The 1,010-nt window shown below is 44.1% G+C and carries 1 pseudogene; it reads right to left on the bottom strand.

What is annotated here, in order from left to right:
* A pseudogene (locus tag ACVCZW_RS00335) lies at positions 1 to 1,010 on the bottom strand (hypothetical protein); the annotation flags it as partial.

Genomic DNA, 1,010 nt, shown 5'->3' with positions numbered 1-1,010 from the left:
TCAATAGTATAGGTTGTTCCAGAAATACCATTAGTAATCGTTCCGCTAGTTGCGTTTATTGTTGCGCCATCGGCTGGTATCGGATTAAAAGTAAAACTCCCGCCAAGATCTCCTGTGATATTTGATGTTCCGCCATCACAGGTTGCTGTCATAGAAAATGAAGCATTTCCGGAGGTTAAAACAGTTACCGTTTGTGTGCTGCTGGCTGCACATGTGCCGCTTGTTGCATATTCTGCAGTATAGGTTGTTCCAGAATTCCCATTAGTTACCACTCCGCTAGTTGCATCTATTGTTGCTCCATCGGTTGGGATCGGATTAAAAGTAAAGCTTCCGCCAAGATCTCCTGTGATATTTGATGTTCCGCCATCACAAGTTGCTGTCATAGTAAAAGAAGCGTCTCCTAAAGTTAAAACAGTTACCGTTTGTGTGCTACTTGTTCCGCAGGTTCCTGGACTCGTGTATTCTATAGTATAGGACGCTCCTGAAACACCATTAGTTACCACTCCGCTAGCTGCGTTTATTGTGGCTCCATCGGTTGGTATCGGATTAAACGTAAAGCTTCCACCAAGATCTCCTGTGATATTTGTGGTTCCGCCATCACAGGTTGCTGTCATAGAAAATGAAGCATTTCCGGAGGTTAAAACAGTTACCGTTTGTGTGCTACTTGTTCCGCAGGTTCCTGGACTCGTGTATTCAATAGTATAGGTTGTTCCAGAAATACCATTAGTAATCGTTCCGCTAGTTGCGTTTATTGTTGCGCCATCCGTTGGTATCGGATTAAAAGTAAAGCTTCCACCAAGATCTCCTGTGATATTTGATGTTCCGCCATCACAGGTTGCTGTCGTATTAAAAGAAGCGTTTCCGGAGGCTAAAACAGTTACCGTTTGTGTGCTACTTGTTCCGCAGGTTCCTGGACTTGCGTATTCTATCGTATAGGTTGTTCCAGAAATTCCATTAGTTACCGTTCCGCTAGTTGCGTTTATTGTTGCGCCATCCGTTGGCATCGGATT

This window comes from Lacinutrix sp. MEBiC02595 (assembly GCF_053601555.1).
The sequence above is the reverse complement of the archived record's forward strand: the minus strand, read 5'-3'. Positions and strand labels throughout refer to the sequence as shown.